This is a genomic window from Gemmatimonadota bacterium, assembly GCA_022560615.1.
In the GTDB taxonomy this organism is placed as follows: Bacteria; Gemmatimonadota; Gemmatimonadetes; order Longimicrobiales; family Gaopeijiaceae; genus UBA1138.
The window spans coordinates 272006-295162 of sequence record JADFSR010000001.1; the positions used below are offsets into that span (position 1 = coordinate 272006).

The following is a 23157-nucleotide window of genomic DNA, read 5'->3' on the forward strand; positions in this document are numbered from 1 at the left end:
CCGCTGTACAGGATCGGGCGAAGACCTCTACTTTGGCGGACTCATCTTACCGGAGCCCCTGGGATGCCTCTCACTCGCGTGCTGTTCATCCTCGTCGCCCTCGCTCTTCTTCTTCCGCCCGCGCAGAGCGAGGCGCAATTCCGACGGAACCGTGAGCCCACGATTCCTCCGCCCACCATCACGGAGTACAACCCGCGCTCGACGCTGGTCGTGCCGGAGCATGAGGTGCCGCGCGCGAAGTTCCCTGCGGTCGACCTGCATGGGCATCCGCCGACGCTGAACAACCCCGAGGCCATCAACCGCGTGATCTCGGCGATGGACGAGCTCAACCTGCAAGTAATGGTGCAGGCCCGGGGGAGCTCCGGCGAGCGCCTCACGAGCCAGATCGAAGCGGTTCGCGCCGCGGGCTATGAGGACCGGTTCGTCTTCTTCACCACGCTGGACCTCCGGGACGTCGGACCGGGCTCCGGCGCGCTCATCGCTGCGCAGCTCGAGGCCGACGTCGCCGCAGGTGCCGTGGGCATCGGCGAGATCGGCAAGGGTTTCGGACTGGGCACACGGAAGGCGGACGGGACCCGGCTCCGGCTGGACGATCCGGAGCTCGACGTGGTGTGGGAGACCGCCGGCCGACTCGGCATCCCCGTATTCATCCACACGGGGGATCCGGCGGAGTTCTTCCAGCCGCTCGATCTCGAAAACGAGCGCTGGCTCGAGATGGCGATCTTCCCCAGCCGTCGGTTCAACGACCGCTCACGCTTTCCCACGTTCGAAGAGCTGATGGCGGAGCGGGATCGACTGCTCGCGAAGCACACGAATACGACCTGGGTGCTCGCTCACATGAGCTGGTACACACAGGATTTGGGCAAGCTGGGCGAGCTCTTCGATCGCTTCCCCAACGTGCACGGGGAGGTCGGTGCGGTCCTCTACGACCTGGGCAGGCAGCCCCGCTTCGCGCGCGCCTTCTTCGAGAAGTACAAGGACCGGATCTTGTTCGGGAAGGACTCGTTCCAGCCCGACGAGTACCCATACTACTGGCGGGTCTTCGAGACCGAGGACGAGTATTTCGACTACTACCGGAACTACCACGCTTTCTGGCAGCTGTACGGCATGGGACTGCCCGACGATGTGCTGAGGCAGCTGTACTACGGGAACGCGTTGAGGATCATCCCGAACATGCCTACCGCGGGGTTCCCGGGTTAGAGCGGGCCTACGCCTCCGCAGCGGCTATACGCGCCGCGTCGACTTCGCCGACCTGGCCCCTTCCTGAAGGACGAGTCTGGAGATCGATGCTACTTGCCATAACTCTATATATATATTAAATATATACGTATATCGTTATGAGGGGTGCGATGGCGCAGCGGAATAGAGCGATGAGCCCAGCCACGGTGGCGGTGCTTCGCGCGATCACCGAGGGCTCTTCCTACGGGTTCGACGTCATGGACTCGACGAGCCTCCCGTCGGGGACGGTCTATCCGATTCTCAGCCGGATGGAGAAGCGCGGCCTAGTCGTTTCTCGGTGGCAGAACCCCGAATCAGAACGCGAGGCTGGGCGTCCGCCCCGTCGCTACTACACGCTGACCCACGAGGGGCGAGCCGCCCTCGCACATGCGATGGAGCGGTTCCGCACGCTCGGACAGCCCCTCACTACCAGCAGCTGACGGAGACGTGAACCCCGCACCAAGCCGCCGGATCGCGCTGGGGATCGTTCGCTTCGCGGCCGCGATCGTACCGGCGGCGCGCCGGCGGAGATGGCTGCGGGAGTGGTCCGCCGAGGTCTGGGCCCGGTCCGACGAGGGAGGCCCGGTCGTGTGGCCCGCGATCGGCTCGCTACGCCACGCCACTTGGCTGAGGGGGGAGGCGTGGATGATGGCGATGGATCGAATGTTGGCGGAGTCCGGCCTCACGCTTCGAACGCTCGCTCGGCGACCGCTGTTTTCGGCCGCAGTCATCGTGACGCTAGCCCTGGGGATCGGGGCGACGACCGCAGTGTTCAGCGTCGTCGACAAGGTGCTGGTGGCCCCTCTCCCGTACCCGGGCGGCGACCGGTTTTTCCAGATCACCGCGGATTTCCAGCGCTACGACATCAAGGGGCTCGACCTCAACCCTGAGCTCTTCGTCGCCTGGCGAGAGCGGGCTGCCACGCTCGAAGCCATGGAGGCCTACTCGGTCTTCGACGGAAACTTGATCGGGGTCGGCCTTCCGACAGTCGTACAAGAGGGTCGTGTGACCGCAGGGTTCCTCCGGGACCTGCTTTCGGTAACCCCCGTGTTGGGTCGCACGTTCGATCCCACCGCAGACCAGCCGGGCGCCGAACGGGTCGCCCTTCTCTCGGAGTCGTTGTGGCGAGAGCGATTCGGGAGTCGCTCTGACGTGATGGGAGAGAGTCTTCACATCGACGACCGATCGTTCGAGATCGTCGGGGTGCTTCCTACAGTGGCGATCCTTCCGAATGTAGACGTGTGGACGCCGGTCGAGCTCGACGTCGACTGGGCACGCGATCGCATCCGCTTCGGCTCGCTCGTAACCCTGGCTCGAGCACGTCCGGGGGTCGGCCTCGCGGACGTCGAGCAGGATCTGCTGTCCGCTTCCGAGCGGGCAGCACTGGAGGTGGGCAAGCTCGCCGACCCGTGGCGTGCCGGAGTCTTCGACTATCGGAGCCGTCTCGTGGGCGACATCGGAGCGAATCTTTGGATCCTGATGGGTGCGGTGGTAGCGGTCCTGCTCATCGCGTGCGTCAACGTGGCCAATCTTCTGCTCTCTCGGGGCGCCGAACGAATGCCGGAGCTGTTGATACGATCGAGCCTGGGCGCATCGCGGGGCGACCTGGCGCGGCAGGTCTTCCTCGAGGGTGCGATCCTCGCCACCGTGGGCGGTTTGCTGGGGATGGGACTGGCTTGGGTCGGTGTCGACACTCTGCTCGCCTTGGTCCCGGCGGAAATCCCTCTCGCCATGGCCGCCGAAGTCGACGTGCGCGTGCTCGCGTTCGCGCTGCTCCTAACCGCGCTCACCGGAGCGCTTTTCAGCGTGATCCCCGCGCTCCGAGCGAGTCGTGTCTCGGTCCGTCGAATCCGCGCTCACGGGTCCTCGATCAGTCGACAGGAAAAGAGGCGAGGTGAGGTGTTGCTTGGCGCTGAAGTCGCCCAGGCGAGTGCGCTTCTGGTCGCCGCGATCCTGATGGTCAACACACTCCATCACATGAGCCGTGCGGACGCTGGATTCGATCCCGATGGCCTTCTCTTCGTGCATCTCCAGATGCCGTCGTACACATACGGCGGCGGTAGCGACTCATCGCTACGCGATCGATTCCTGGAGGAGCTCAGGCCCCGCGTCGCGGCGATTCCTGGAGTACAACGGGTCGGCGTCGGGTCCGCGACCCCGTTCTCGGGTATGACCTTTCTGTCTGGACTCCAACAGGAGGGCGGACCCCGGGAGGGTGCGAGCGACGGTGGACGGAACGTCTTCTCGGAAACCGAGGTGATCCAATTCTCCCACCTTTGGGTGGATGGCGACTACTTGACAGCACTCGGTCTCCCGGTCGTCCAGGGCCGCCCGCTCAGGCCGTCCGACCGCGGTGGGGAACCCGTCGCGTTGATCAACGAAACGGCCGCGCAGGCCTATTGGCCGAATGAGTCGGCGGTGGGTCGTCGCGTACGCGCACGAGAGAGGGATCCGTGGACGACGATCGTGGGCGTGGTCAAAGACTTCGAGCACCCCGGCCTTCCTACCGCCGGCCAGGCGGAGCTCTACGCACCGCTCGAGGGGCTCAGGGAACTGGTGAACCTGCTCGTACGGTTCACTGGAGACGCCGAGCTCATACGAGACCGGATCCAACGCGAGATCTGGGCGATCGACCCGGATCTCCCCATCCCCGCGGTGAGTACTGCCCGTGAGGCGCTCGCTGCTTCCCTGGCCATGACACGATTCTACACGTTGTTGCTGGTCGCTTTCGCCACGCTCGCCGTCACGCTCGCGTCGGTAGGCATCTACGGTGTGGTGGCCCACTCCGTAGCACGCAGGACTCGCGAGATGGGGATTCGTATCGCGTTGGGAGCTGAGCCATCCGCCGTGGCTTCCGTGGTGCTGCGGGAGGGGATGACGGCCGTCCTGCTCGGTCTGACCGTGGGTCTTATCGGGGCGGGTATGGGCTCACGCGTCATGGAGAGCCTACTCTTCGAGGTTCGACCCACAGATCCGCTCACCTACGGCGTCGTGGCGGTCGTGGTCAGCGTGGTCGCCGCCACCGCGGTCTGGGTGCCGGCGAGGCGGGCGACCCGCGCCGATCCGGTGGAGGTGCTTCGAGCGAACTGACGCCCATATCCGACTTGACACGGGCGCTCGTGGAACGAAGCGAGACCCTACGCGAACTCGCCCAGGAGCGGGACGTCGTGACCTACTGCAGGCGCCAGGGAGGCCTCTAGGCGCGCGCCGCCCCCGCCTTCAGGCTCGGGTCCGACCGCCACATCAACTGCCGGACCATCAGAACCGAACAAATCGTCGCACACACGCCACCCGTGAGGATGCCGATCCACACGCCCCTGATGGACTGGTCGAAGACGTGCACCGCTACCCATGCGACCGGCACGCCGACCAACAACACGCGAAGCGTGGTGATGAAGAGTGCCGGGAATCCATGCCCGAGTCCCTGGAGCAAGCGCCCGGTCGTCATCCCCACCGCCATCATCGGGTACGCGAAGATCATGAACCCGAGATACGTCGATCCGATCGCGAGCGCGGTCGGGTCGGATGTGAAGACGCGGAGGAGGCTTCCAGAGGTCAGGTAGGCCACGCCACCGATGACGGCCGCAAGCGTGATCGCCCACCGATAGGTGTAAAGCGCTGTCGAGCGTACCAGATCGCTCCGCCCGGCTCCGGCGAACATGCCAACGACGGTGACCGCGGCCCCCGAGAGGCCGAAAATCGGGAGCACGACGATCATGTCCACCTTCGACGCCGCGCCGTAGGCCGCGACCGACACCGATCCAAAATCGGACAGGATCAGATTGTACAGCATGCTGCCTGCCGACATGACGACCATGCTCGCCGCGATCGGGATCGCCAACCCATACAGCTTCACGAGAACCTCGCGCGATGGGACCAGCGCCGACAAGCGCAGACGGACGAACGCCGACTTTCGGCGCAGCAGCAGTACGGAGAACGTCGAGACCGAGATCAAGACGGCCAGGATGGTCGCGATAGCGGCGCCCCGAAGCCCCATGCGGAGAACCAGGATGAAGAGCGCGTCGAGAGCGATGTTGGCCAGCGTCGAGATCGTCAAAACGATCATCGGGGTCTTCGCATCACCCTCCCCGGCGAGAATGGAGCGCAGGACCGCGGACACGAAGAACAGCGGCATGAATGCCGCGAGGACCTGGAAGTACTCCCAAGCCAGGTCCACGACGTGGCCCTCCGCGCCCATTGCCGCCAGCATCCAGCGGCCGGTCGCGAGCCCGACTCCACCGAATAGGACTCCCAGAAGGAGGCCGGAACTGATCGCGGTGCCCGCAGCGGCGTCCGCGCCTCGGGCGTCGCCTCGCCCCACGCACTGAGCCACCAAAGCCGTGACCGCGGTACCGATTCCCATCGTCAGCGCCATCATCAAGAAGAACAGCGGAGCGACGAAAGTGGCCGCCGCGAGCTCGTCCGTTCCGAGCGATCCGATGAACGCCGTATCGGCCACGATGTACATCGTGTGGACCGTCATCCCGGCGATCATCGGCACGGCCATGATCCAGAGCGCGCGCCTGGGAGCGTCCAGGAACTCCTGGAGGCGGTCCGTGCGAGAGTCGTCGGTGACGGGACCGGCCGTGCGGTCGGCCGTATCGGTGTCGGACATGCTGGGCGAGCGGAGGGTCGACTGGCGGTGGCGAATAGGTACGGGACGGCGGGACCGGAAAAGCTAACGCTGAATCGCTTTGGCGCCGCCCGATCGATGACCGAGACACGGGCTCCCGCTCGTCACAGCGGACGCGGCGAGCTTCCGCAGGGTGCCCGAGCTGCAGCTCGTGGCTTACCGACGCTGAGCGCTCAGTTCCCCACCCGCTCCCTCAGCTCCTCGAAGAAGTTCTGGACGTAGATGAAGTTCACGTCCGAATCCGGAGCGGCGCCTGAGGCGTTCTCGCTTTTCCCCGGTGAACGTCGAATCAGCCGTGTAGGTCGCGACGGCCTCGGAGACGCTGTCCGTCGTCAGGTCCACGAGACCGATGCCTCCCGTCGCCCCTGTGCCCTTCCGAAACAATAGTCCGCCTCGCTCGGGTGTGAAGAACACCTCGTAGACCTGCCGCTCGCGTTCGAGCAGGACCTCGAACGCACTCGTCGAGCTACCGTCGGCGGCAATCGTCCGAGCATGATAGGACCCACCGGCGTTGGTGACGTATGCGATCGTCCGGCCTTCCCACGACCAAACGGGGCGACGGGTAAACGCGCCGTCCGTTGTGAGCCGCATAATGGGGCCGTCAGGCAACTCCTTGACCCATAGCTCCGGCGCCCCATCCGTGCCGAGTATGGTGACCGCAATCACGTTCTCGTGGAAGGCAGGGGGATCGGACGGGCCGCGACCTATACGTGGAGCGCGGTAGGGTAGGTTAGAGTTGGTATAGTTTGGGCATCAGCCAACAGAACCGTAGGTTCGAGTCGAGCGGGCCCGAAGACCAGCTTGAGATCCCGCGTCACTTCCTCGAACGCCGGCCTTCACCGAAGCGCCAACGCCACCCACTCGGCCTCGCGGTCGTTACCGCCGATCGCCACCACGATGTATTGCGTACCGTCGTGCATGTAGGTCATCGGGGCACCGGTCGTCCCGGCCTCGAGCTCCTTCGTCCAGACCACCTCACCGGTAGCCTTGTCGTACGCCCGAAAATTCAGCCCGCTGCCGGTGGTTCCGATCACCGCGTCGCTTCCTTCGCCGATGAAGAGCAGGCGCTTCGTCACGAGCGGGGCCGCGCGGCCTGAGATGCCAAGAGGTCCGACGTCGAGCCCGGCCAGGAGGGGGTGATCCCGCGGCCCGTCACCGTTTGGGACCATCCACGCGTGCTCGCCCCTGCTCATGTCGATCGCGGTGATGCGCCCATACGGCGGCTTGAAGATCGGCAGGCCGTCGATCGTGGGCACAGCGCTCTCCAGGTTCGACCGGCCCGCATACATCATCGTGGCGTCGGGCCCGGTGGCGGAGTTGATCGTGTGGATGTCCGGCAATTGGTGCGAGACCGCGTAGTAGTAGCCCGTCTCGGGGTCGAAGGCGCCAGAATGCCAATTGCCCGAGCCCCAGATGCCGGGTCGGGTGAGCGTACCCAGCTCGCCGCTGGGCCCCGGCGTGGGCATAGAGGGTGGAGTAAAGATCGGCCCGAGCCGGAACGGCTTCACCAACTCCCGGGCCTTGGCGCGTAGCTCCGGCGTGAAGTCGATCAAGTCATCTTCAGTGGCGCCCTGGGCTCCGAACGGCGGCGGCTTGGTCGGGAACGGTTGGGTCGGGGACGATCGCTCGCCGGGCACAGTCGACTGAGGCACTGAACGTTCCTCGATCGGCCAGACGGGCTCGCCGGTGTCCCGGTCGAAGACGTACAGGAAGCCCGTCTTGCTCGGTTGCATGACCGCCCGGATGGTGCGGCCCTCGACGACGATGTCACCGAGTACCGGCGGCCCAACCGTGTCGTACTCCCAGAGGTCGTGGTGCACCATCTGGAAGTGCCACAGGCGCTCGCCTGTCTCCGCGTTCAACGCAATGAGGCTGTTCGAGAAGAGATTCGAGCCGGGTCGGTGTCCGCCGTAGTACGCCGCCGTCGGAGCCGACGACGGCACGTACACGATCCCGGTCTCTTCGTCGGCGCTCAGGCAGCACCAAGAGCCCATGTCACCGGCCCACTCCGACGAGCCGTCACCCCAGGTGTCGTGACCGAACTCGCCTTGGCGGGGCAGGATGTGGAATGTCCAAAGATGCCGACCGGTGCGAACGTCGAAGCCGCGCACGTCTTCGGGCAACGCCTCTTTGACCTCGCCACTGTCACCGGCCGAGCCGATGATGCCCGCGACGACGATGACCTCCCCGACCACGATCGGGCTGAAGCTCCATCTGAATCGCTCCGACCCACCGGGACTCAGGAGAACCCGGCCACCCTCTCCGAAGTCCGACAAGAGACGTCCGGTCGCCGGGTCGAGCGCGTACAAGTACGGCTCACGGACCAGGATGATGCGCCGATCTCCCCCTTCGCCCCAAAGTTGGACACCTCGGTTCGACCGCCCACGGACCTCTTCGATGGTCGGTTCGAACGGCTCCTGGACCCACAGCGTTCGGCCAGTGCCCGGATCGAAGGCCTCGACGAGCCCGAACGAATTGGGAGCGTATAAGACACCGTCGACTAGAACCGGCGTGGCCCTCAGATAGGCGCTCGGATTCAGATCTGGAAAGGCCTCGAGATACGATGGGTCCACGCCCGGCCTACGCCAGACGACCTCGATATCCGCAACGTTCGTCCGGTCGATCTGATCGAGTGGCGCATACCTGTTGAAGGCCAGGTTTCCTCCGTAATACTGCCACTCCGTGGACGCGTCGTCACTCTGAGCGAGGAGCTCCGCCCCTCCGCCGACACTCAGAAAAGTCAGGAGGCCAAGGACGCTGGCAAGAGTCGCGGGCCGGGGCTGGGAAACCGACGTAAGCAAGGCAATCTCCTCCGGTGGGGGCGCTGCATTATCCGGCACGCCTCTGAGCGCGGCAAGCGGGACCTCGGCCGTAGATCACCCATACCCCCCCAGCCATCGACCGATCGGTGATCCCCTGGATCGTCGCCTTGTCCATCTCCATGAGCCCGACCAGCATGCGGCTGAGTCGCAGCTTTTCAACGCGATCGTCGTGGTCCACGTCGCGGGCGCGGCCACGGTCACGTCGTTCAGCGTCGTGTTAGCCAGAGGTGCCGGCCCTCGCCGTCCTCGGTAGACAAGGCGTAGACCATGCTCGAGTCGTCAGGAGCCAGCGCGGTGAACGTGCCAACGGCGCGGGTCATCCCACCGGCCACCGGGTCGATCCTCTGGCGCATGACCGAACCTGGTTCCGAGGAGGGCGCCAGCAAGCTCCAGGCGGCCGTCAACACTGCCAGAGCCGCTAGCGTGCTCGTCGTCACCGCGATCCGCTTCCAACGTTTCGACGTCTCAGCCGGGGCCGCCGGTCGTCTTGATCTCCGCGAGAAATCGCTCGGCACCCACGACCGCGGCCAACTCGGGCTTGAGGACCTTGAGCGCAACCTTCCGCTCGTGCTTGAGGTCGTCTGCCAGGTAGACCGTGGTCACATACCGCCCTCGCCGATCTGGCGCTCGATGGCGTAGCGGCCCGAGAGTGCATCATTCAAGCGGGAGGGTATGTCTGACATGCGGCCAAGATGCGCCCAAGTCGTTGATACGGCCAGCCAAGCAAACGGCCCACCCCGTATCAGCGAGGTCGGCCCTTCAGCCTGAGGCGGCTCGTTCTACAACCCCAGCCAGTAGTTCATCTTGATGATGAACCGATTGTCCGCCGGCGCACCGAAGAGCGCACCTGCGTCCCGACTCAAATCGAAGTCGCCGATCGGGACGCTGCTGAACTGCTGACGCTGCCAGACCAGGAAGATCGTCGAACCGGGTCGGTACTCCCAGCGAAGGACGGTGTTGCCAACCAGAGACCGCACGTTGAAGTCCCGGTCCGTGAACGAGTAGTCCGTCGTGCCGTCCCCGTCGAAGTCCACATACTGCTTGCCATCGACGTTGCAGATGTTCGACGTGCACCGGATTCCGTCCTCGAGCGTTTCGGCAGAACCCGCCTCGAAGCCGAAGAAGTCGTATGACTCGGCGCGTGCGAGCTGCTTGTACTCCAGGTAGTCACCCGAGGACAGCAGCGGCTGCGCGTAGAGCTGCAGCGACAGCGTCGGTGTGAACGTCCAGTCGACCCGCGTCACCATCGAGAACGACCGGCGATCGAGCTCGGCGAAGAGGTAGCGCCGACCGTACGTCGGGTCGTACGTAAGTATCGAAGTCGAAGATACGTATTGGGCGTCGGTGGTCGACCTCGACCAATTGGGGCTCACCGACACCGACAGGTTGTCGGCCGGCTGGAAGCGGACGTCGCCGCGAACGGAGGTCGAGCCTCCCGTGCCGATGCGGTCGTCTTTGACCTGGAAGTTCGAGCCGAAGCTCACCGACTTCCTGCGATCGCTGCTGACGTTGATGCTGAAGTCGGTAGACGCCGGGTTGACCATCATCGGACCGCCCCGCGTCGCCGAGCGAGTCATCGACTGCGGGCTGTACGAGCTGTTGAGCCGCACGTTCCAGTAGTTGAGGAACTGCCAGTTCGTGTTCAGCCGGAACGATCCACGCATGCGAGCGCGCTGCCATGAAGCGACCGACCACGTGTCATCGAGCGCCTCGTGGCTCCAGTTGTGGAAGGTCATGGCGGTGACGCTGTAGTTACGGAACAGCGACCCAGGTTGAATCTCCCGGTAGCTTATCCGCGCTCCGCCGTCCAACCGCTCGGCGGTCGTCGAGAAGCCGAGGTCGTTGATCTCGAAGCCGTTCGTGACCTCCGCCGCCCAAAGGCCACCCGTCCAGTGCCGTCCGCCGCGCTTGTCCAACTGGACACGCCAGTTCACGCCAGCCATCGACGTAGCCGTTTCGTCCACCTGAAAGCGCGTCGCGTCCGGGCGCTGGAAGTAGTGGTTGGGCGCTGTTTGAATGCGGGTAATCGCGCGCTCGGAGCCTCGCACTTGGCTCACGCCGAGCACACCCCAGATCCCCCACGTCCGGTCGTCCCACTGATGCTCGAAGCGGGCGCCGCCGCTGAATGCCGACGAGGGGAGCCAATCGAACGATCCATCGATGGGTAGCGCACGTCGCATACCCGTGGCGATGGCAGCGAAGCTGGTCGCGCCATCGTTCAGATCCTGCGCCAAGGACACGACACCAAACTCCGAGCGCGGCTCCACGAGGAAGTCATCTCGCGAACCGTCCTCGAAGAGAGCCTGTCCGAACTCGTTGCCGGTCACCGCCGCGAGCACCCCGACCGACAGGCCGTTCGCCGTTCGACCCGAGAGCTTGGCGGCGCCGAGGATCGTCGAGTTGGACGGAATGTCGTCGTATTCGGCGTCCGACGGAGCGCGGCCGTGAGGAGAGCGACCGACCCGCCGGCTGTAAAAGAGCTGGTTCCGGCCGCCCGAAAGGTTGAAGTCGAATACGCGCGCGTCCTCCACGAAGAACGGGCGTCGCTCGTCGAAGAACGTCTCGAACGCCGAGAGATTGATGACCGCGGGATCCGCCTCGACCTGCCCGAAGTCGGGGTTGATCGTCGCGTCGAGCGTAAACGCCGATCCGAGACCGTAGCTCACGTCCATGCCGAAACGACCGTTCGCCGCCAAGCCATCGAAGAACGGATCGCCCTCGATCGATGGACCGTTGTGCAGGTTGCTCACGACGTAGGGTAGGATCTCGAGCCGCCGCGAAGGACGGGTGACCCGCACGCCCTCCATGCGCCCCATTTGGCTGACACGGCCCTTCTTCAGCCGCGACACCAGCGAGTAGTACGACTGCTCGTTGCTCGAGACGCGCGAGCGGTAAAAGTTCACGCCCCACGTCTGCTCGGCGTCGGAAGCCTCGTACCGAATCTGCGAGAGCGGGATGCGAAGCTCCACGGTCCATCCCTCGGCGTCGACGGTCACCGCCGAGGACCACACCGCATCCCAGGCAGGGTCCAACTTGTCGTCGTCGTACAGATACGAATCGCTCTGCACATTGGCCGCACTGACCCCGAACATGTAGCCAGTCAGGCCGTCGAGGTTGGGATCGAGCGTAACCGCGAAGAGGTCGAACGCCCCGTGCGAGTCCCGCCGCGTGAGGCGCCTGACGATGCTCTCCGGCTCGGGATCGTGCATGCGCGCCGCGATCCAGATCGCCTCGTCACCGATGATCATGCGCACTTCGGTATCGTATTCGACCGGCGCACCCTCCACGGGCTGAGTCTGCGTGAAGTGAGTGAAGACCCTCGCGTTGGCCCACTCCGCATCGTCGAGCACACCATCAACCACGATGGATAAGAGCGGCGCGTCGGCGTCGAGAGCGGCGCGCTCAGCTGCGGGGGTGCGGGGAGCGGTCGCGCTCGGAGTCGCGACCTCGGAGCCCCGGAGGTCGGATTGAGCTGCGATGCCCACGGGCACCGACAGCGTGAGCAGCGCCGCGATCACAAGATCGCGACCTGCCCCGTACCTATTTTCGATCATCTATCTCTGAGAAATCCAGCTTTGAGTCGCAGCATGAAGTGGAATTGGGGCGTCATCGAGGCGATCCAGGTCGATCTGCTTCGCCATGACGTGGACCTGCTCCAGAGAGACACGGTCGTTGGCCAAAATGTTCAGCAGTATCGTCACGACCTCGTCATCTAGAGAGTCCATGCCGACGATCCAATTGTGGACCGTCAGCGCTGGAATCGCCGACGTTACTCCGGGATAGGCACCCTCGGGCAGCATAGTGGTGGTGTAGTAGGGGTGCTGCGCCTGCATGGCAGCGACTACGTCGGGATCGACCGGAAGCAGCCGCACGCCCGCCGTGGTTGTCGCTTCCAGCACCGCGGCAGCCGGATAACCCACCGACATCACGGCCGCGTCGATCGCGCCGTCCCGCAGAGCGGAGGACGACTCGGTGAACGACAAGTACCTCACGTCGATGTCGTCGTAGCTGAGGCCGTACGCTTGCAGCAGGTGCCGGGCGACCTGCTCCGTGCCACTACCGGCGGAACCAACAGAGACACGCTGTCCTGCTAGGTCAGAAATACCGGCCGCATCCGAACCCGCCGGCACCAGCACATGCGTGAGGTTGGGGTACAACGGCGCTAGGACACGCAGCCCGGACACAGGTTCCTCCCAATCTCCCAGGCCCGCCTGTGCCTGGAACGCCGTCACCCCCAGCACGAACGCGAGGTCGATCTGACCGGCCGCGAGCCGATTGACGTTCTCGACCGAGCCGCCACTCACTTCCGCAGTGTACTGCCGGGACTCGTCCGCGATCGACAGGCGGCTCGCGAGCGCGCCCCCGAGCGGGTAGTAGATGCCGCCGGTTCCGCCGGTACCCAACGAGAGGAACGTCCGTCCACCCTCCACGCCACACGCTGCCATCCAGGCGACGACGGCCAGAGCCGCCCACCGGATTCGGACTCTCTTCACTGTGATCCTCCGTGCGTTCTCTATTTAGCCCTAAAAAAGACAACAGAGAGCACCAATAGCCCAGCCCCGTCGGACATGAGACCGGGGAAGACCAGCGCGAGAGCACCCGCGCCGAGCAGCACACGTTCCCATACGGGCAACGGCCGGCGCGCATATCCGATGGCGGCGGCAGCGAAGGCAGTGACCCCGGCGACGGCGGTAGAGAACGAGAGTGCGATCTGCGGAATCGTACCGTCGAGCAACAACTCTGGTCCGTATACGAACATGAACGGCACGATGAAGCCGGCACTCGCGAGAACGGCTGCGGCAAGCGCGGTGCGGACCGGCGGCGAGCCGGCGATGCCCGCGGCGGCGAACGCAGCCAGCGACACCGGCGGCGTGACGTTCGAGATACATCCGAAGTAGAAGATGAAGAGGTGCGCGGAGAGCAGTGGCACACCGAGCTCGACCAGCGCGGGCGCGCCGAGCGCCGCCAATACGACGTACGCGGCCGTCGTGGGAAGACCCATGCCGAGCACGATGGAACCCGCGCCGGTCAGCATCAGCGCGATTAGCAGATTCCCCTGAGACAAGGTGATTATGAGCCCCGACATGCGGAGCCCAATTCCCGTCAATGAAGCGACACCCACGACGATCCCGGCCGCGGCGCAGGCAGCCGCGACCTGGACCGCTCCGCGACCCGCACCCTCCATGATGAGACGTAGATCCGGCAGCGATGGTCGGGTCGTCGGCCGCAGATACGCCATGACCAGCGCCGAGGTCACGCCCCAGAAGGCGGCGCGCATCGGGGAACGGCCCATGGCGAGCAGCACTACGATCGCAACCAGCGGCAGCAGGAGGTGCAGCCGGTCCAAGACGCGCTCGTTGGAGACCTCGCGGGCCGGCTCGATGCCCATTCGCCCCGCCCGGAAGTGGATGGCCGCCAGCAGCGACACGTAATAGAGGATCGCTGGGATGATCGCTGCGGTCGCGACCTCCACGTACGGGATGTTCGTCCACGTCGCGAGTATGAACGCGCCGGCACCCATGACGGGAGGCATGAGCTGGCCACCCGTGCTCGCGGCGGCCTCGATCGCCCCAGCGAAGAACGGCCGGAAGCCCGCGCGCTTCATCAGCGGGATCGTGAAGGTGCCGGTCGTGACGACGTTCGCGACGGCGCTTCCCGACAGCGAACCCATGAAGGCGCTCGCCACCGCCGCGGTCTTCGCCGGACCACCACGAGTGCGGCCCGCAACCTTGTTCGCGAGCGCGATCAGCAGTGTGCCGCCGCCCGCCGTTTCCAGCACGGCACCGAAGAGAACGAACAGGTAGACGAAGTCCGCCGAGACCCCGAGCGGCACGCCCCACAGGCCTTCAGTCGACAAGTAGATGTGCTCGACGAGCCGCTGGACGCCGTAGCCACGATGCGCTAGGAAGCCCGGCAGGTACGGTCCCGAAAAGGCATAACCGAGCGACAGCAGACAGACAGCGACGAGTCCCCATCCGGTGGTGCGCCGCGCCAACTCGAGCACGAGCAGGATCGCGATCGCGCCGGCAATGAGATCCATGCGTGTGGGAATCCCCGACCGGGCCACCAACTCTTGACTCTCAGAGGCGAGATAGAGGCAGACGGCGACGGTGAGTGAGGCGAGCAGCCAGTTGAGCCAGTAGATGCGCGGCTCTTCGCTTGCTTCGCTGCCGTCGGCCCCGTCGTCTGCCTTTCGTCGCCGGATCTTTCGCTGCACTCCCACACCCAAAAAGCCCAGCGTCGCCATGAGCGCCAGGTGGACCGGCCGCTGGATGAGCGCCGTGAACGGAGATATCCCAGCCGCGTAGAGATGGAAAAGCGCCGCAATGGCCGAAGCCGCCGCGACGGTCCAGCCGACCATCCTGCCCCGACCCGGCCTCAACCCGGCTCCCAACCCATCTTTTCGATCGAGATCTCGTCTTTGGAACGCACCGGCGCTAGGTGAAGATGCCGAAGATCAGGGCGACGATGAACACGATCGCGATGAGGATCGCGGCCGCGCTGCCGAAGCTGCGCTTGGCGTCGATGGAGTGCGCTCCTTGCGCGATGATGAGCGCGGACCAGATCCCTGTCAGGTCCATCAGCCTGAACACGTTAGACCAGTATCCGTCGGGTAGGAAGAACAGGAAGCTGCCCAGGTTGAGTGTCGCCTGAGCGTCCCCCGTCATGATCTTGAGCGGCACGAGGGCGAGGCCGATTAGGGCGGGCACGAACAAAGCGTGGGCCCCGACCGCGAGGTATTGGCGGTAGCGTCCCTCGTCGCCGAGCACGAACGAGAAGATCAGCCAGTAGAGCCCCGCGAAGACGACGGTCCTTAGGAACGTCCCGATCATCGCGAAGACCGGCGTGCCGTAGCGCATGATGTTCATGAGCCACTCGGGAATCTCGGGCATGTCCCGACCGGCCTCGAGCGCCGCCTGGCGCTGCGTCTCCATAATCATGTCGAACGGGATCAGCGCGGCCTGCAGCGCAACCAGGACGGCGCCGACGAGCAGCGCTCCGACCCACACCGGATCCTTCGCGACCGCCTCCATCACCTTTCCCGGGCTCAGGAAGACGTTGAAGAGCCGGCTGGGAAGCGACGGGATCTCAGACTGTTCGGCCTCCGCGGCCACTACGGCCTCGTCGGTCGGCTCAGTCTGGCCGGCCTCTTCGGGGGCATCGGTGCTTTGGGACTCGTCCATTTTGGCTTCTCCGCTCCGGATAGGTAGGCACCGTGCCTACGAAACTGGTGCGGAGAATATTCCCGGCTCGGCCCGGAGTTGCCAGGCCTCGGCCGAAAGAATCTTCGCCAGAGTACCCTTGGCCACTCGTGGAGGAGCCTTTATCCTCATGGACTCCGGGTTCAGGGCCCATTCCTGGACCACTGACAAGACCAGATTATCGAGCACCGCATGAGCTATCGGACCAACCCTGACCGAATCCTCGACAACATCGATCGAGCGCGGAACCGCGACGCCGAGAACGCGCGCTTTCATGTCGAAAGGCAGGCCATGGCGCGGGACCTCGATACCAATATTCCGGACCTCGACGCGACGAACACGGAGCGGCTGAAGAGAATTTTTGCCAGCCTGGAGCGCGCCTACACCAAGGCCGCCCAAAGAACCGAGCTCGGCCGACTCGCCGCTCGCTTTCAGGCCGTGGGTGATATCCACCACCACCATGCTCGCGGTGACATCAGTATCTCGGTCCAGTACATGGATCACGAACGCTACGATGACGTCGGCGTGGCGCCGTTCGAGTTGTACCCCTCCGAGATCGCGGACGCGAAGAAGGAGACGAAGACGAGCCGCGCGGACGTCAACGCGCTCAAGGTGCTGCGCAGGCAGCTACGCCAGGGCGTGAAGGCGGCGTACGAGAAGCTCGAGCCCCGCATTCGCGACGCCATTCGCGACCGAGCCGACATGGGCCACATCCAGGTGCAAGTGACTGTGGATCTACGCCCTGCCGAGTAGCCTTCGGGAGATAGCGAGGCCCGGCCGCGTCCTGCTGGTCTTTCTGGACGGCGTCGGGATCGGCGACGACGACGCCGAGTTCAACCCGTTCGCGCGGGGGCGCGGATTGATTCCCACCTTCCTAAAGCTGATGGGTGGGAGTCTGCCTACGCTCGAGACCCCACGAACCAGCGGCCCCCTCGGCTTGGCGATCCCGCTCGACGCGACGCTCGGCATCGAAGGCTTGCCACAGAGCGGCACTGGGCAGACCGCACTGCTCACGGGTGAGAACGCCGCCGACCTGCACGGGCGACACTTCGGTCCGTGGGTCCCCGTGGCTCTTCGGCCGCTCGTCGAGCAGCGCAGTGTTTTGCAGCGAGCGCTCGACGCGGGGCGCTCGGCCGCGTTTGCCAACGCGTATCCCCGTGGGTGGCCGGGCAGTGGACGACGGGGCCGCTTCATCGCCGCGGCTCCACTCGCCGCCAAGGCCGCAGGCCTGCTGGACCGCCACGAGGAAGCGCTCGGCGAGGGCCGGGCCGTGTCGAGCGAGATCGTGAACGACGGCTGGCGAACCCACCTCGGTCACGACTGGCTGCCCGAGATCTCACCTCAGGAGGCGGGCGCGAACCTGGCCGCGATCAGTAGCAATAACGATCTGACGCTGTACGCCCATTACGCGACCGACGCTGCGGGCCACTCACAGTCGATGGACGCCGCGGTCTCTGCGCTACAGCGGGTCGACGGGCTCTTCGAGGGCCTGCTGCAGGAGATGGCGACGGATACGCTCCTGCTCGTCACCAGCGATCACGGCAACATCGAGGATGTTCGCACAGGACACACCCGAAATCCGGCACTCGGCATCGCTTCGGGCCCGGGCGCGGAGCACGCGGAGGAGCTCAGCGACCTGCGCCAGGTGACTCCCTTCATCCTTGCTTGCCTGGGAGTCGATACGTAGTCCCACGACACCATCCCGCCGCCCCAGGGTCGGCTAGATGCTCCGGGCGTGACGACGCGACCCAAGATCCTCGGACAGCTGCTCGTCGAGATCACCGACCTCGGCCAGGAAGCACTCCACGCGGCGCTCGCCCAGCAGCGCTCGACCGGCCTGCGCATTGGCGAGACACTCGTCCGCCTCGGAGGCGTGACAACCGGTCACGTGGCCTCGGCACTCGCGACGCAGCTCGCCTTGCAGTACGTCCCAGCTCCCCTGAATCCGAGCCGAGACGCGCTCAGGGCGGTCCGACCCGAACTCGCACGCGAGCATCAGGTCATGCCGCTGGGAGTCAGCCACCGGACGATCCAGATCGCGATGGCCGATCCACTCGACCTCAACGCCATGGACAACCTGCGCTTCCAGACGGGCCGCCGCATCGAAGCCACCGTGGCCGCCGTGGACGCCGTCCAGGAGGCGCTCGAGCTTCACTACCCCGACGACATGCAGGACCTGGTCGCGGCTCTCCCCCGCGAGCTCCGCGTTGACAGCTCGAGTGGGCCGAGCGACCTGGAGCGCGCTACGCGGGCGGCTCCGGTCGTGCGTCTGGTCGACTCGCTACTCCGCGCGGCGGTCGAGGCCGGCGCGAGCGATATCCATGTGGAGGAAACCGGTGGTGACGTCCGCGTGCGGCACCGTGTCGACGGCATCCTCCATCAGGTTGGCGACCTGCCGGCTGCGGCTCGGCGCGCGGTGCTGTCCCGCATCAAGGTCATGGCCGGCATGGACATCTCCGTGAAGCGGCGAGCGCAGGACGGGAGCATCAATCTCGAACTGGGCGGCCGCCAGCTGAACCTGCGCGTGAGCACACTTCCGGTGAATGGCGGCGAAAAGGCGGTCGTCCGTATTCTGGACCCCGGCGCCGCGCCGCCCGACCTAGATGCATTGGGTCTCGCTCCGAAGGACCTCACGCGTCTCCGACGCCTCCTGCTCTGTGGAGAGGGGGTCATCCTCGTCGCTGGCCCCACCGGCAGCGGAAAGAGCACGACGATCTTCGCGGCACTGTCGGAGCTGGATCGTGAGACTCAGAATGTCGTGACCCTGGAGGACCCGGTCGAGTATCGACTGCCTGGCGCGAACCAGATCCAGGTCGATCGGCGAGCCGGTCTCGGTTTCGCCGACGCGCTGAGGGCCGTGCTCCGACAGGACCCGGATGTCGTGATGATCGGCGAGATTCGTGATCGAGAGACGGCCGAAATCGCGATGACCGCCGCCGTGACCGGCCATCTGGTCCTCTCGACCATCCACACGACCGACGCGCCCGGCGCGGTCACCCGGCTGTTGAACATGGGCGTGCCGTCGTTCCTCGTGGGGGGTGGGCTTTCAGGTGTCGTAGCCCAGCGACTCGTACGCCGCGTCTGCACCGAGTGCCGCGGCCAGGGGTGTGCCCGTTGTGCCGAGGGACTCCGCGGACGGACTGGCGTATTTCAGGTCCTAACGCTCACGGACCCGCTGCGAGACGCCATCTCGAGGGGAGAGCCATCCGCTCGCATTCGGCAGCTCGCGGCGGAGGCCGGGATGGGCACGCTAGGTACGGACGCTCGACGTGTCCTGGCGGAAGGACTCACGACCCCGCACGAGATTACGCGTCTCATTCAGGCCTCGAGCGGAGGTACGCTCCCGTGCGCCACCTGTGGAACCGGAGTGCCGCTCGGCGCGCTCGCGTGCCCCGCTTGCGGGCACCAGCGCGCTCGTGTGTGCGGCTGCGGAAGAACACTCGAACGGGCCTGGCGTTTTTGCCCGTGGTGCGTGCGGCGCGTGGCAGCGTGAACCCGCTAGGTGAATGAAGTCTCCCGCACCGTGAGCCCGCGGATGCGATCGAGATCGAGCTCGACGCCCAGACCAACCCCAGTCGGTACCCGCATGACCCCGTCTTCGGTGGGCCGCACCCCAGAGGCCAGCTCGCGCCGACGGGTACGCGAAGAGTAGTTTCGCCAACGACCACTATGGTCCCGAACCACCGCGAGGGGAGGCACTCCTGAGAGAGCACAACTTCAAGACCCTGACTCGTCGGCTGTCCCAGTCGGGCTTCGACAGAGCGTTCGTCGACAAGGCGATCCTTCCTGATTGGTGGGACGAACGTTGTGAAAACGATACCGGGCTAGTGCCAGATCTCGAGGTGCGAATAGCTCGTTTCTTGGAGCAACCGCTTGCGGTCATCAAGGATCCGGCTCAGCCGCTCTCGTCACCCGTGTACCCAGGAGCGCGGCTCCGTCGTGTGCGTGACCTTGATCGCGACCGGCTCGCCCCGGCTATCCATACCGCTCTCCGGGTAGCGAAGGCCGTTGTCCGGGCTCTCAGAGATCCTGTCGAACCGCGCGCCATCCCATCGGACGGTCTGATCTGGCGCACACAGATCGAGGCGTCCGGACCGGTTGACTTGGACGACGTCCTCGCGGACCTCTGGAGCCGTGGAGTCCCAGTCGTCCCTCTCGATCTGCTGCCTGCGCCGAGTTTCCAAGGCCTCGCCTGCATTGTTGGGGGCAGACCAGTCATTCTCCTAGGCCACAGGCATGACGAGCCCGGTCGAGTTGCCTTCATTGTCGCACACGAAGCTGGACACATTGCAGGCGATCATTGCGAGGAAGGCAGCCCCGTCGTCGATGAAGACGAGGCGATCGAGGACGAAAGCCCTATGGAGCGCGATGCGGATCAGTTCGCGATCCGCACACTCGTGGGCAATGACGATGTTCCGGCAATCGACGCGGGTGATTTCAGGCAGCTCGCGAAAACGGCGGTGGCTGTGGAACGGGCGAGCGGAGCTGACGCCAGCGCCTGCATCTTCGCCTGGGCCCGCAAGACGGGCGACTATGGCATGGCCACGATGGCCGTTCACGCCTTGTATAGAGCGAAAGGGGCCAGTCGATCACTTAGACGACATTTGGACCAGCACGTCGATCTGGAAGGGGCAACAGAGAGCGACCGCAATCTGCTGCGACTCGTCAGGGGTGATCCTGCGCCCGGATGAAACTCGCTGTTGACACCGACGCTTTCTGCAAGCTCGGCATAGCGAATCTGCTGAAACCGACCGCCTCGGCACTGGGCATTCCCATCACCGATTGGGTCCGGTTGCCAGCACTTCCCTACATGTTGGAGCGGGGGCAACTTCGTGCACGCTTCGGGGCCAAGAAATGCGACGCTCTCTTGCCCGTAGCAAGAAGCGTGGGCGCACTCGGGCGTGTGGACGGCGACCTTCTCGAAAAGCTCGTGACACTCAGTGACGTGGATCCGGGCGAAGCTCTGATCCTCGGGGCCGCGGCTGCACCTAACGTAAAAGTCCTGACGCACGATAAGCGAGCTCTGCGCGCCGTTGCCAATGTACCGGACGTCGCCACAGAGTTGTCCGGTCGAGTAATCGTGCTTGAGGCGGTCCTGCTCTCATTGTGCGAGAGCTTCGGAGACGGGTTCGTGGCGACCGCAGTCGAACCGCTACATGACTTCGACACCATGGTGAAGGTATGCTTCAGTGGGAAGTCCACGCCGAAGGAGGGGCTCGCTTCGTACTACAACACGCTGGCTGACGAAGTGAGGCCGTTGGCCTTGTGGAAGCATGAAATGGAGTCGGAAGGATGAGCTTTGGTCCCGATCATTATGTCCCGGTATTGAAGGTCAAGCGCGGGGAGAAGACGGCACTTGGGCTCGTGGCCGCGGCGTCGCAGGACCACATGACGCCTCTGCTTGAGGTAGTAGAGCGGAAAAAGGAAAAGACGTTGGCGGCGCACATCGAGACCGCCTTCAAGGACCTCGCCAAGAACTTGTCTGGCTACTCCCGCTGTTTCTTGGACGCCCGCGAGCTGGCTCCTGACGGCCCAAGCGCCTCGGCGGCGGTTTTCGGTCGTGCGAAGGCTGAACGCATTTCCTTCACGCCAGTCACCGGAATAGAGCGGTCGGAAGACGTTGCAGCCGCGCTCTCTTATCGAACACAGGGTTTCGCACTTCGACTTACCCGTGACGAGTTCGAGCGTGGTACGCTTCGCTCAACCGTTCCTGAGTTCTTGGGTGACCACGGATTGGCTCCTGAGGAAGTAGACCTGATAGTCGATTTCGGCGCCGCAGACGACATGGTTGTGGAAGGCATCCTCAGGCTGACAGACGCTTTTCTCGCTGACGTGCCCCACCACAGACGGTGGCTCACTCTTACTGTTTCGGGTTCAGCCTTCCCTTCCAGCATGGGGCGGGTAGGTCGTAACTCTCACGTGCTAGTCGAGCGCTCTGAGTGGATCGCCTGGCGGGACGGCCTTTTCGCCCTCAGGGGTGACATCGAGCGCCTTCCAACGTACAGCGATTGCGCGATCCAGCACCCGGCCGGTGTCGAGGACTTCGATCCTCGGTTGATGGCGGTGTCGGCGTCGATCAGGTACACGGAGAGTGATGATTGGCTTCTGATCAAAGGGCAGAGCACACGCAAAACTCCTGCGAAACAGCAATTCCCACAACTTTCTACTCAGCTCGTGTATGGCAGCCTCAGATCCCGCTTTGCCGGTGGCTCACACTGCCGTGGGTGCCAATCAATGTGGGAGGCCGCGAACGGTGTGCCGAGATTAGGGTCGGCCGAGGTGTGGCGGCGGCTTGGGACCATTCATCATCTGACGTGTGTCACTGAGGAGTTGCCGGCGCTGTTCTGGCCTTGAGGTGGAAGCGAACGGCAGACGCAATCTCCTCGATATCGAAGTGAGAGCACGCTCGATCCCACAGGATCGCTCGCGGCTTGCTGCGCACTCCTATGTCCAGATTCCGCTCTGCCAGAAGATCGAGCGTGTGGTCCCGCCACAGCAGTTCAACTAGGGCGCGAGAATCCCGCTGCGGGTTGGACTCGGCGGGACGCAGGGTGCGGAAGATCAACGTACCCTCTTCCCAGGTGATTAGCGTCACGCCCCACCAGTCAGGGAGTATGCCCACAGCATCGTCGAGGTGGCGGGCCCCGACGACAAGCGTGGCTCGGTCCAGCACTTGGCTATAGAGTTCAACCTGGCCACTCAGGCGCCGCAGGGAATCCCGGTCCGACTTTATCTCATATCCGTGCATTAAGCCGTTCACGACGGCGAGGTCGATGCGTACTTGACCGCGACGGATGCCTAGCTCGTGAAGAATGGTGGTGTCTTCACCGGAGTCGTGGGCGCGCATGAGTCGAGCTCGGAGCGCCGACCGGATCTCCAGTTCGGATGGCGGCGAGGGGGTCACCGCCCGAACTCCAGCACCTGCTTCACGGGTTTCCATCAGCGTTCCTGGTCGGAAGCTCATTCTCCCCTTCACCGTCCTTCCTTTCGACGATTTGTAGCGTGGCGTCAGTCATGCCGGAGAGTCGTCGTCGGATGGCCTCAAACTCGCGCTTTTTGTCTGGGTGGACTGTCTCGCGCTGGATGACCCGTTGGAGCGCCCGCCTGGCCACCTCGCTCTTCGGCGCATTGAAGTAGAGCGTGCAAAAGGCGTGAAGGTCGAGGTTTAGGTTGGGTGGAAGCTCCAGTGGGAACGTGTGGCTTCCGTGCTTATAAGGCTTCTTCGCAGCCATCGCCAACTCCTGTCGCGCTGCACCGCGGACTGGCCGACCTGGAGTAGACA

At 64.7% G+C, this 23157-nt stretch carries 21 protein-coding genes; 9 read left to right on the forward strand and 12 right to left on the reverse strand.

Annotation, left to right across the window (positions count from 1 at the left end; translation table 11 throughout):
* Positions 1-63 precede the first annotated feature (63 nt).
* The 3 genes from IIB36_01255 (at position 64) to IIB36_01265 (ending at position 4308) form a co-directional block, all read left to right on the forward strand.
* A complete protein-coding gene (locus tag IIB36_01255) occupies positions 64-1200 on the forward strand; it encodes an amidohydrolase (GenBank protein ID MCH7530373.1) in 1137 nt (378 codons plus the stop codon).
* Positions 1201-1370: 170 nt separating this feature from the next.
* Positions 1371-1658, forward strand: a complete 288-nt coding sequence (locus IIB36_01260) for a PadR family transcriptional regulator (GenBank protein ID MCH7530374.1) — start codon at positions 1371-1373, stop codon at positions 1656-1658.
* A 7-nt stretch (positions 1659-1665) separates the two neighbouring features.
* A complete protein-coding gene (locus tag IIB36_01265) occupies positions 1666-4308 on the forward strand; it encodes an ABC transporter permease (GenBank protein ID MCH7530375.1) in 2643 nt (880 codons plus the stop codon).
* 106 nt (positions 4309-4414) lie between these two features.
* On the opposite strand, the gene IIB36_01270 is transcribed toward IIB36_01265, so the two are convergent.
* The 9 genes from IIB36_01270 to IIB36_01310 all read right to left on the reverse strand — a co-directional run bounded on the left by IIB36_01270 (position 4415) and on the right by IIB36_01310 (position 15857).
* Entirely contained in the window at positions 4415-5833 is a 1419-nt protein-coding gene (locus tag IIB36_01270; protein ID MCH7530376.1) for an MATE family efflux transporter, read from the reverse strand.
* A gap of 174 nt (positions 5834-6007) precedes the next feature.
* Positions 6008-6517, reverse strand: a complete 510-nt coding sequence (locus IIB36_01275) for a hypothetical protein (GenBank protein MCH7530377.1) — start codon at positions 6515-6517, stop codon at positions 6008-6010.
* Positions 6518-6687: 170 nt separating this feature from the next.
* Positions 6688-8652, reverse strand: coding sequence for a PQQ-binding-like beta-propeller repeat protein (locus IIB36_01280; protein ID MCH7530378.1), 1965 nt, complete (start codon positions 8650-8652; stop codon positions 6688-6690).
* Positions 8653-8879: 227 nt separating this feature from the next.
* A complete protein-coding gene (locus IIB36_01285; GenBank protein MCH7530379.1) occupies positions 8880-9110 on the reverse strand; it encodes a hypothetical protein in 231 nt (76 codons plus the stop codon).
* A 28-nt stretch (positions 9111-9138) separates the two neighbouring features.
* On the reverse strand, positions 9139-9276 hold the full coding sequence (locus tag IIB36_01290; GenBank protein ID MCH7530380.1) for a hypothetical protein: 138 nt from the start codon (positions 9274-9276) through the stop codon (positions 9139-9141).
* A gap of 176 nt (positions 9277-9452) precedes the next feature.
* On the reverse strand, positions 9453-12227 hold the full coding sequence (locus IIB36_01295; protein ID MCH7530381.1) for a carbohydrate binding family 9 domain-containing protein: 2775 nt from the start codon (positions 12225-12227) through the stop codon (positions 9453-9455).
* Positions 12228-13166: a TAXI family TRAP transporter solute-binding subunit gene (locus IIB36_01300; GenBank protein ID MCH7530382.1), complete on the reverse strand. Its 939-nt coding sequence runs from the start codon at positions 13164-13166 to the stop codon at positions 12228-12230.
* A 20-nt stretch (positions 13167-13186) separates the two neighbouring features.
* Positions 13187-15055: a TRAP transporter permease gene (locus IIB36_01305; protein MCH7530383.1), complete on the reverse strand. Its 1869-nt coding sequence runs from the start codon at positions 15053-15055 to the stop codon at positions 13187-13189.
* 55 nt (positions 15056-15110) lie between these two features.
* Positions 15111-15857, reverse strand: a complete 747-nt coding sequence (locus IIB36_01310; GenBank protein MCH7530384.1) for a hypothetical protein — start codon at positions 15855-15857, stop codon at positions 15111-15113.
* A 210-nt stretch (positions 15858-16067) separates the two neighbouring features.
* Here IIB36_01310 and IIB36_01315 point away from each other — a divergent pair, with 210 nt between their 5' ends.
* From IIB36_01315 to tadA, 3 genes are all read left to right on the forward strand, one after another.
* The gene (locus IIB36_01315) at positions 16068-16628 is read left to right on the forward strand and encodes a hypothetical protein (GenBank protein MCH7530385.1); all 561 of its coding nucleotides are present in this window, start codon (positions 16068-16070) and stop codon (positions 16626-16628) included.
* Positions 16629-16734: 106 nt separating this feature from the next.
* The gene (locus tag IIB36_01320; GenBank protein MCH7530386.1) at positions 16735-17562 is read left to right on the forward strand and encodes an alkaline phosphatase family protein; all 828 of its coding nucleotides are present in this window, start codon (positions 16735-16737) and stop codon (positions 17560-17562) included.
* Between the two features lie 48 nt (positions 17563-17610).
* A complete protein-coding gene (gene tadA / locus IIB36_01325; protein MCH7530387.1) occupies positions 17611-19368 on the forward strand; it encodes a Flp pilus assembly complex ATPase component TadA in 1758 nt (585 codons plus the stop codon).
* 415 nt (positions 19369-19783) lie between these two features.
* Here tadA and IIB36_01330 read toward each other — a convergent pair whose 3' ends face one another.
* A complete protein-coding gene (locus IIB36_01330) occupies positions 19784-20059 on the reverse strand; it encodes a hypothetical protein (GenBank protein MCH7530388.1) in 276 nt (91 codons plus the stop codon).
* Here IIB36_01330 and IIB36_01335 point away from each other — a divergent pair.
* From IIB36_01335 to IIB36_01345, 3 genes are read left to right on the forward strand one after another with little or no spacing between them, the layout of a single operon-like run.
* Positions 19979-20566: an ImmA/IrrE family metallo-endopeptidase gene (locus tag IIB36_01335; GenBank protein MCH7530389.1), complete on the forward strand. Its 588-nt coding sequence runs from the start codon at positions 19979-19981 to the stop codon at positions 20564-20566. The genes IIB36_01330 and IIB36_01335 overlap by 81 nt on opposite strands.
* Complete coding sequence (locus IIB36_01340) at positions 20563-21171, forward strand: hypothetical protein (GenBank protein ID MCH7530390.1); 609 nt, start codon at positions 20563-20565, stop codon at positions 21169-21171. The genes IIB36_01335 and IIB36_01340 overlap by 4 nt, the downstream gene beginning before the upstream one ends.
* Entirely contained in the window at positions 21168-22229 is a 1062-nt protein-coding gene (locus IIB36_01345; GenBank protein ID MCH7530391.1) for a hypothetical protein, read from the forward strand. Before IIB36_01340 ends, IIB36_01345 begins: the two co-directional genes overlap by 4 nt.
* Here the strand turns inward: IIB36_01345 and IIB36_01350 are convergent.
* The gene (locus IIB36_01350; GenBank protein MCH7530392.1) at positions 22195-22779 is read right to left on the reverse strand and encodes a sce7726 family protein; all 585 of its coding nucleotides are present in this window, start codon (positions 22777-22779) and stop codon (positions 22195-22197) included. The genes IIB36_01345 and IIB36_01350 overlap by 35 nt on opposite strands.
* A gap of 22 nt (positions 22780-22801) precedes the next feature.
* Positions 22802-23107, reverse strand: coding sequence for a hypothetical protein (locus tag IIB36_01355; GenBank protein MCH7530393.1), 306 nt, complete (start codon positions 23105-23107; stop codon positions 22802-22804).
* Between the last annotated feature and the right edge of the window lie 50 nt (positions 23108-23157).